The sequence below is a fragment of the Corynebacterium sp. genome, assembly GCF_030530965.1.
Lineage (GTDB): Bacteria > Actinomycetota > Actinomycetes > Mycobacteriales > Mycobacteriaceae > Corynebacterium.
The window spans coordinates 6784-15378 of record NZ_JAUMTY010000025.1; the positions used below are offsets into that span (position 1 = coordinate 6784).

Consider the following 8595-nt stretch of genomic DNA (forward strand, 5'->3'; position numbering starts at 1 on the left):
GTGGAGGCTCCGGACTGGGATTATCCATCGTTCAAGGTTTAGTGGAACAGCATGGCGGAAAAGTCACCGTCGATAGCGTCGTCGATGAAGGAACTACATTTACTGTTCTTTTGCCCCACGAATAGAATTCTCGCGGGTGGAATCCCCGCGAGCAGATTCCCCGCGAATAGGACCTTTCGCGATGGCAGCCTTCACCATCGCGATGGCCCGCCCATCCCGCGGCAACAAATTGTGCAGTATTTTCGCGCCGGGAAAATAATCCTGAAGAAGCACCGGCGTCACGTGGTCCGTCGGCACGTCAAACGCAGCACTAGGGCGCACGATGTAATCAGTGCTGCTAGCGATGGGAATAACTTCTATCGATCGATCGACACCCTGCAACGCCCGCTGCAAGTCCGCTGAATCCTTGAACTGGTCTTCAGCCGACGCACCCACAGCCCAATATGCAAACCTGTGCGTCAACCGAAAGAAAACCGAAAGAACAGGGCCATACGAGGACACATCTTTCGGTAACAGTTTCCATCGGGGAATTCCCGAAAAATGGGCACCCAAGCCAATAATCCGGCGAATCGTGACCACCCGTTGAACCTCAGGTCGCGATGCAGCGAGAAGCGCAATCAATCCGCCGCGAGAATGTCCAAGAAGAATAAGCTCCCGCGCATGAATCTTTTGGCTCAGCTCAATAATCTGTTCCGCTAATTCATCGACGCACTCATCAACGGGAGCGGTCCCTGCTTCGCCATAATCAACATAAAAAGTCCGCCGGTCGGTGATATACCGAACAAGAACTTCCCAGTTGCCTTTCGCCCCAATCATTCCGTGCACGCAGAGCACCGGCGGCTTTTCGTCATCCGCTAGCGGGCTGAAATCCTGCTCCGGCACCCGGCCCATATCGGGAACATGCGCCATGGCAGGTATCCGCTCGCCCCGATGAAAACGCCCACCCTCGTCGGTGTAGGGGTGCACGCGTGACGAACCAGCCCACTGATGCCCGCGGGGACGGAGAATCCGCGGGTTTACGTGCAGAGGGTGCGCGGTCATAGCCTCACGCAGTCGTCGAGACACTCTGAGCATCGTCAGCTATTCACCGTCAGCTATCGATCGTTTATTTACCGTCTAGTTATCGTCGACTCCAGTATCGATCCCGGCCTTGGTCAGCTCCGCCCGGATCTTTGCAGCGGCAGCGTCCATGGCATCCGGGTCGGTATCGTCGGCACGCATGATGTTCTGCAAGCTATAACCGGACATGTCGGAGGCAGGGAACACGTGGACGTGAGCATGGGGAACTTCAAATCCCGCGATCAGCATGCCGGCACGAGGCGCGTCGAAGGCGTCGGTAATGGCACGTCCAATGTTGTGGGCGACAGCAGAAACGTGCGCCCATTCGTCGGCACTGAGGTCAGTCCACCGATCAACTTCCTTAATGGGGACAACTAAGGTGTGCCCGTACGCGATGGGTTCGATGGTGAGGAATGCGGCGACGGTGTCGTCGCGGTACACGAACCGACCTGGGATCTCGCCGTTGATGATTTTCGTGAATACGGTAGCCATAAGTCCAGGGTAGCTATTTCCGAAGTGGGTAAAAAGCTTTGTATGTCAGGTGGGTGCCTTAGAGTATTGGGTATGCAGATTCTTGTCCTGGGTAATGGTTCTCGTGAGCACGCTCTTCTTTATTCGTTGTCCAAAGATTCGCAGGTGAGTGGGCTGCACGTCGCCCCGGGTAATGATGGGATGACCGCGATCGCGCAGCTTCACCCCGATATCGATATCAACGACGGATCGCAGGTTCTTGGCTTAGCGACGTCATTAGGTGCGGACTTGGTGGTGATTGGTCCGGAAGCACCGCTGGTCGCCGGGGTGGCCGACGCTCTTCGCGACGCTCACATCCCCGTGTTTGGGCCGGGTGCTGAGGCTGCGCAGATCGAGGGGTCGAAGGCGTTTGCTAAAGACGTGATGAAGGCTGCTCATGTGCGTACTGCTCAGGCGGAGTCCCTGCAGCCAGGGGCATCGACGGATCAGGTCGACGCTGTCCTGAACGACTTTGGCCCGACGTTTGTCGTGAAAGATGATGGATTGGCCGGCGGTAAGGGTGTTGTTGTGACACAGGACCGCGACGAAGCCCGCGACCATGCGGTCGCTGTGTTGGAGTCGGGCCACCCGGTGTTGGTGGAGTCCTTCCTCGACGGCCCGGAGATTTCGCTCTTTTGCCTGGTAGATGGCGATACGGTGGTGCCCCTGCTGCCGGCTCAGGACCACAAGCGCGTTGGTGAGGGAGATACGGGTCCCAACACGGGTGGAATGGGTGCCTATGCACCGCTTCCGTGGTTGCCCGAGGGCGCCGTTGACCGGATTGTTGACGAGATCGTGCAGCCGGTGGCCTCAGAGATGGTGAAGCGCGGTTGCCCCTTTAACGGGCTGCTCTACGCGGGCTTGGCCTGGGGGAAGGAAGGCCCGGCGGTCGTCGAGTTCAACTGCCGCTTTGGGGATCCGGAAACCCAAGCGGTGCTGGAGCTCCTCGACACTCCGCTGGCAGGAGTACTGAACTCCGTGGCGACGGGCCACTTGGCGGACGTACCCCCGTTGACCTGGAAAGATGGCTACGCCGTGACGGTGGTGTTGGCCGCCCAGGGGTACCCGGCGGGGCCACGAAAGGGAGACCCCATCTCGGGCGCGGAGCCCGGCACAGAGGACGATGGTGTCCGCCACGCGGGTGTCGCGCGGCTTGGCGACCGCTTAGTGTCCTCGGGTGGACGTGTGCTCAGCGTGGTTGGCGTCGGCAAGGATCTAGACGAAGCACGGGCAAGGGTGTATCGAAAGATGGAAGGTATATCGTTGCCGGGCGGGCATTATCGGCGCGATATTGCTCAGAAGGCCGTCGAGGGCCGTATTGGCATCGCAAACTGATCTGGAGGAGTGCAGAGTAACAGTGGGACGTGACAATTCGGAGTCAGCCGATTACAGCGGAATGAATTATTCGGAGGATCAGCATTCAAATTCGGGTAGTTCGGGAAAGGATTATGGCTTAGCAATTCAACGTGGCCATGCCGATCCTTTTTATACGATGGAAATGGTGGCCCGCACCGCGGAAAGAGAAGCCGAGAAGCATGACACGGTGCCGTTATGTATCGGCCAGCCGTCTACTCCCGCGCCGCGCGTTGTCCGAGACGTTGCTATTGAAGCCATCCAAAACGACAAACTGGGATATACCGAAGCGTTAGGTATTCAACCCTTGCGTGAGCGTATTGCCCGGTGGCATTCCGAAACATATGGGACGGATACCAAGGCTGATAACGTTATTGTCACGACGGGGTCCTCGGGCGCATTCGTTGCCATTTTCGCAGCGTGCTTGCCTTTCGGTGGGACGGTTGCCCTGTCGAGCCCCGGATATGCGGCATATCGCAATGTTCTTCAAGCATTGGGCAATTCTTTTATTGATATCCCGACGACGGCCGAAACGCGTTTCCATATGACCCGTAAGCACCTTGAGGATCTTGCTCAGGCGGGGAATAAGCCGGATATGGTGTTGATTACGTCGCCTAATAACCCGACGGGGTCAATTATTGATCCCGACGAATTGCGCGCAATTTCACAGTGGTGCGATGAAACCGATACCGTATTGGTTTCTGACGAGATTTACCACGGAATTAGTTATGGTCGGCCCACCGTGACGGCGAGGTCGCTTTCCGATCGTGCCGTGGTTATTGGCTCGACATCCAAGTACTTCTCCATGACAGGCTGGCGTTTGGGTTGGCTTATCATTCCTGATGATCCGACGCTACGGGAAACGATCGAAAATATCTTAGGAAACATTTCTCTTTGTGCTCCCGCTCTTTCACAGATCGCGGCAACCCGCGTGTTCGACGATGATGCCCTGGCCGAGCTTCGCGTTCACGTGGAGCGATACAAGGAAAACCACGACATCCTTAACAAGGAGCTGCCCGCAGTGGGGCTGCCCCGCTTCGCGCCCTCCGACGGTGCTTTCTACTTCTGGGTTGATGTCTCGGATTACACCGACGATTCCGTCGCCTTTGCCCATGAACTCCTTGACGCCACGGGTGTGTCTGTCTCTCCGGGGACTGACTTTGACGGGAGCGCCGACAAAGCGCTGGGCAAGAAGTACGTCCGCGTGAGCTACGCGGGCACACCGGAAGAGATGCGGGAAGCGTGTCGTCGTTTGAAGCCATTCCTGGAGGCCCGGCGTCGGTAAGTCCGATGAGTGCGTCGGTAAAAGTCGGTAAAAGTGTCTGCCATATCCGGGTGGTGTCGTGGCTGGTTATGGCCCTGGTAGCCCCCTAGACTGATAGTGTGGCTGAGAACAAAACGGACAACTCGCGTACCAATTCCGTCGACACAGGCAAGGGCACATCACCCGACCAAGGCAGCACTGGTGCTTCGGCCGGCACACACAAGAAAGACATAGTGAATGTGCTAGCGCATCGGTATGCCTCGCCAGAGCTGGTCAATCTATGGAGCCCCGAGCACAAAATCATCATGGAGCGTCGGCTCTGGATCGCCGTTCTTCGCGCGCAGAAGGAGCTCGGCGTCGATGTTCCTAACGAGGCTATCGAGGCCTACGAGTCAGTTATTGACCGCATCGACCTGGATTCCATCGCCGCGCGTGAGCGCGTCACCCGGCACGACGTCAAAGCGCGCATCGAGGAATTCAACGCCCTGGCTGGGTATGAGCACATTCACAAGGGCATGACTAGCAGGGATCTCACCGAAAACGTTGAACAGCTGCAGGTGTACCGGTCCCTGGAGCACGTGCGCGACAGGATGGTGGCGGTTCTCCGGGCGTTGGCTGATTGTGCGGTTCGCTACCGCGATCAGGTGATGGCGGGGCGGTCCCACAATGTTGCTGCCCAGGCGACCACGTTGGGCAAGCGTTTCGCGTCGGCAGCTAATGAAATTCTGGTTGCCTATGAGAGGTTGGAAAACCTTATCTCGCGGTATCCACTCCGCGGGATCAAAGGCCCCATGGGAACGTCCCAGGACATGCTTGACCTCGTCGGTGGCGATGAAACCAAACTCGAGCAGTTAGAAAACTCTGTATCGGAATACTTAGGTATTTCCCGACGGTTCGATTCGGTCGGTCAGGTGTACCCGCGCAGCCTTGACCTGGATGTGATCTCGGCGTTGGTGCAGTTGGGTGCGGGGCCGTCGTCGCTGTCCATGACCATCCGCTTGATGGCTGGAAATGAGCTGGTCACGGAGGGTTTCAAGGAAGGGCAGGTGGGGTCCTCCGCGATGCCGCACAAGATGAATGCCCGTTCGTGTGAGCGCATCGGTGGCCTGCAGATTATCCTCCGTGGCTATCAAACGATGGCTGCAGATCTGGCGGGTCAGCAATGGAATGAGGGCGATGTCTTTTGTTCTGTTGTTCGCCGCGTGGCGCTTCCGGATGCTTTCTTTGCTTTCGACGGAATGGTGGAAACCTTATTGACCGTTCTCAAAGAATTCGGCGCATTCCCCGCCATGATTGATAAGGAACTAGAACGGTATTTGCCATTCTTGGCGACGACCCGCATCCTCATGGCCTCTATTCGCGCTGGCCTGGGACGCGAGACCGCCCACGAAATTATTAAAGAAAACGCTGTGGCCACGGCGCTTGATATGCGCGAGAAAGGCACGGAACAAAACCTCATCGAGCGACTTGCCGCCGATGATCGGCTTCCGTTGAACCGCGAACAGCTGGATGCAGCGATTGCCGACCGCCATGCCTTCATCGGAGCAGCGGGTTCGCAGGTTGATCGCGTTGTCGCACGCGTGAAAGACATCGTTGCCGAGCATCCCGAGGCTGCCGCATACATGCCTGGCGACATTGTGTAGAGCGTGACCATTGTCGGCCCAGTTCATCGCACGGTTAGGCATTCGGCAGAACACCGCTGTATGGCCAGCCATTCCGTGCGGCGTGACCGTATGATGGGCCGGTGCATATTCTTGGAGACATTCCCCTCGTGGGGACGATGCCCTCATTAGTCAATGGTGTTGTCATCATTCTGGTGTGGGCTTTCTTCTTCGCATCGACGGCACGCGCGCGCAGTATCGGTTATGCCGCCCGCCTGGCATGTGTACTGCTTGGCAGCGTGACGACGGTGACCGCATTGGTGTGGTTGGTCCTGGAAAAGACCTGGAAGCCGTTTGGTGGCGGGACCGCTATTGGGGTGTATGTCGCAGGCTGGGCCCTCATTGTTTTGATTGGCCTGGCGATCGGAGCCCATTGCGCGCGTGGTCGAACCCGGGTGATGCCGTGGTTTAAGAGGCTGCGTGTGACGGGGGCGCGTGCGGCGGGGCGACGTTCGTCGAAGCCACGTGCCAGTTTGTCGCAGCGGTGGGCGTCGATCAGGTGGAGGTCGGTGCTCCGCGTTGTTGGAGCGTGTGTTGCGTTCGCCTGTGGCACAGTTGCGTGCGTCAATGTGGTGAACAACAGTTTTGCTCTGTATCCGTCGGTCGATTCTCTGGTGGGCAAGGAGCCGTACACGACCGCTCAATATGCCGATGTCAAGGGAACGTCGACCCCGTTCACTCCACCTCAGGGCAGCACGATTGCCGGGGCATGGAATGGGGTTTCACCAAGGAATAAAGGTGTGCTCGTTCCATTCATGATCCCGTCGCCGGTATCTCATTTTCAGACGACGGAATCTCAGGTGTATTTACCGCCGGCATATTTCGCGAATCCACGACCATTGTTGCCGGTCGTTGTGCTGATGAATGGTTTGCCGGGGTTCCCGTCGCAGTGGTTTGAGATCGGCAACGCGGGCCAGACCCTGCATCATTTTGAGCGCGTCCACCACGGTTTGGCGCCCGTCATTGTGGCCATTAATACGACCGGTAATAATGATGAGGATTTAGGGTGCTTTGATACAAAGAAAGCCAAAGTGCAGACCTATATGGACACTGACGTTCCGCAACAAATACAAAAGTATTTTCAGGTGTCCAATGATCCGACGCAGTGGGCCATTGGTGGTCTGAGCTATGGCGGAACATGCGCATTCCAGGCCATCGTGAACAATCCGGAGCCGTACCGTTATTTCCTTGATTTCTCTGGCGACCGTACCCCGGGGACCATGTCCGCCAAAGGAAACGCGGATACATATTTCGGCGGGAACCTCAATGCTTATCTACGGGTTAATCCGGAAGATATCCTAAAGAGAAGAAAATTCACGGGGATTAAAGGTGTCTTTGTTGCCGGCCAGTCGGACAAGTCATCCGTTCGGGATCTGAAGTACATGAATGGGTTGGCTCAGAGCGCTGGAATCGACTCATCATTCCGTGAGGTCCCCGGCGGCCACGATTTTGGTACCTGGCGACTGGCGTTAGTTCTCACTCTTCCCGATGTGGCCCGAGCTACGCGGTTAATCGGTTAGCGGTTTATCCGTTAGCAGTTAACCGGTGAGAAGTCGTCGCTGCACAGCGCGGTAAATCGCCATTGTGGGGATATGAATCGGGTTTTCGGGTTCAGGGGAGTAACATACCGGGCCATGCGCCCTGAACTCTCTTCATATGAGCACCTTTCCGCGGGAAAGGTTCGCGAAAATTATGAAATTGACGACGACACTTTGTTGATGGTGGCGTCGGATCGTGTTTCTGCGTTCGACTATATTCTGGATACCCAAATACCGGATAAGGGCAGAATCCTTACGGCAATGAGCACGTTCTTTTTCGAGCAGCTCGATATGCCGAACCATTTGGTTGGCCCCGTTGACGATGAGCGGATTCCAGAGGAAGCGTTGGGCCGCGCCTTAGTCTGCGAAAAGCTCAAGATGATTCCTTTCGAGTGCGTTGCCCGGGGATATCTGACTGGCTCTGGCTTGAAGGAATACAACGAGACCGGTCGGGTTTGCGGCATCGAGCTTCCCGAGGGCTTAGTTGAGGGCTCGAAGTTGCCGGAACCCATTTTCACTCCGGCGACGAAAGCAGAGTTCGGCAGCCACGACGAGAATGTCGATTATGACTACGTGCTCGAGCACCTGGGGGAGCGTCGCGCGGAAACGATCCGCGACGCAGCACTGTCGCTCTACTCTCAAGCTGCCGCCATTGCCGACGAGGGCGGCTTGATCTTGGCCGACACCAAGTTCGAGTTCGGCGTGGACGCTGACGGAAACGTGAAATTGGCGGATGAGGTGCTCACCCCTGATTCGTCGCGGTACTGGCCCAAGGAAGGCTACCGCGAAGGCCACCGCCAACCGAGCTTCGACAAGCAGTACCTGCGTAACTGGTTGATCGGCCCGAAGTCCGGTTGGTCCCGCGAATCCGGAGTGCAACCACCAGCGCTACCAGGCTCGATCGTGGAGGCCACCCGCGACAAGTACGTGGAGGCCTACGAACGCGTGTCGGGCTTGAAGTTCGCCGACTGGATCGGCCCGTCAGCGTAAGACCGTCAACCTAAGACCCGTCGGGCACGCTATACGCGCAGTTCAATCCTACTTTTCGACGCCATCACATGATCGTGTCCGGGGCGAACAGTAGGGTAGTGGCTATGTCTCACGTTGATGATGCTCATAACGCAACTCACCCACCGCGCGACGTAGCCTCCACGGATCCCGACGAGGGTTCCCTCCAGTACAGTTCCTCGGGCGCGCCGATCCCTCCGAC

8 protein-coding genes are annotated in these 8595 nt (G+C 57.2%); 6 read left to right on the forward strand and 2 right to left on the reverse strand.

The features are described from left to right. The first annotated feature begins 41 nt into the window (after positions 1 to 41). Positions 42 to 125 (forward strand): hypothetical protein, encoded by an 84-nt coding sequence (locus tag Q3981_RS10450; protein WP_368410097.1) that lies wholly within the window; start codon positions 42 to 44, stop codon positions 123 to 125. Here the strand turns inward: Q3981_RS10450 and Q3981_RS06155 are convergent. Then, the gene (locus Q3981_RS06155; protein ID WP_303124521.1) at positions 100 to 1065 is read right to left on the reverse strand and encodes a triacylglycerol lipase; all 966 of its coding nucleotides are present in this window, start codon (positions 1063 to 1065) and stop codon (positions 100 to 102) included. The genes Q3981_RS10450 and Q3981_RS06155 overlap by 26 nt on opposite strands. A gap of 51 nt (positions 1066 to 1116) precedes the next feature. Continuing rightward, the gene (locus Q3981_RS06160) at positions 1117 to 1551 is read right to left on the reverse strand and encodes an HIT family protein (RefSeq protein WP_303124522.1); all 435 of its coding nucleotides are present in this window, start codon (positions 1549 to 1551) and stop codon (positions 1117 to 1119) included. Between the two features lie 72 nt (positions 1552 to 1623). Here Q3981_RS06160 and purD point away from each other — a divergent pair, with 72 nt between their 5' ends. From purD to Q3981_RS06185, 5 genes are all read left to right on the forward strand, one after another. Next, on the forward strand, positions 1624 to 2904 hold the full coding sequence (gene purD, locus Q3981_RS06165; RefSeq protein WP_303124523.1) for a phosphoribosylamine--glycine ligase: 1281 nt from the start codon (positions 1624 to 1626) through the stop codon (positions 2902 to 2904). A gap of 22 nt (positions 2905 to 2926) precedes the next feature. Then, the gene (locus Q3981_RS06170; protein ID WP_303124524.1) at positions 2927 to 4207 is read left to right on the forward strand and encodes a pyridoxal phosphate-dependent aminotransferase; all 1281 of its coding nucleotides are present in this window, start codon (positions 2927 to 2929) and stop codon (positions 4205 to 4207) included. A 212-nt stretch (positions 4208 to 4419) separates the two neighbouring features. Next, on the forward strand, positions 4420 to 5829 hold the full coding sequence (gene purB, locus Q3981_RS06175; protein WP_303124536.1) for an adenylosuccinate lyase: 1410 nt from the start codon (positions 4420 to 4422) through the stop codon (positions 5827 to 5829). A 101-nt stretch (positions 5830 to 5930) separates the two neighbouring features. Then, entirely contained in the window at positions 5931 to 7367 is a 1437-nt protein-coding gene (locus Q3981_RS06180) for an esterase family protein (RefSeq protein WP_303124525.1), read from the forward strand. A 114-nt stretch (positions 7368 to 7481) separates the two neighbouring features. Beyond that, the gene (locus Q3981_RS06185) at positions 7482 to 8375 is read left to right on the forward strand and encodes a phosphoribosylaminoimidazolesuccinocarboxamide synthase (RefSeq protein ID WP_046205277.1); all 894 of its coding nucleotides are present in this window, start codon (positions 7482 to 7484) and stop codon (positions 8373 to 8375) included. Positions 8376 to 8595 lie beyond the last annotated feature (220 nt).

Bases quoted from the DNA above. Each gene is read 5' to 3' on its own strand.
- purD (WP_303124523.1), top strand. From the start codon at position 1,624: ATGCAGATTCTTGTCCTGGGTAATGGTTCTCGTGAGCACGCTCTTCTT.
- Q3981_RS06160 (WP_303124522.1), bottom strand. From the start codon at position 1,551: ATGGCTACCGTATTCACGAAAATCATCAACGGCGAGATCCCAGGTCGG.
- Q3981_RS06185 (WP_046205277.1), top strand. From the start codon at position 7,482: ATGCGCCCTGAACTCTCTTCATATGAGCACCTTTCCGCGGGAAAGGTT.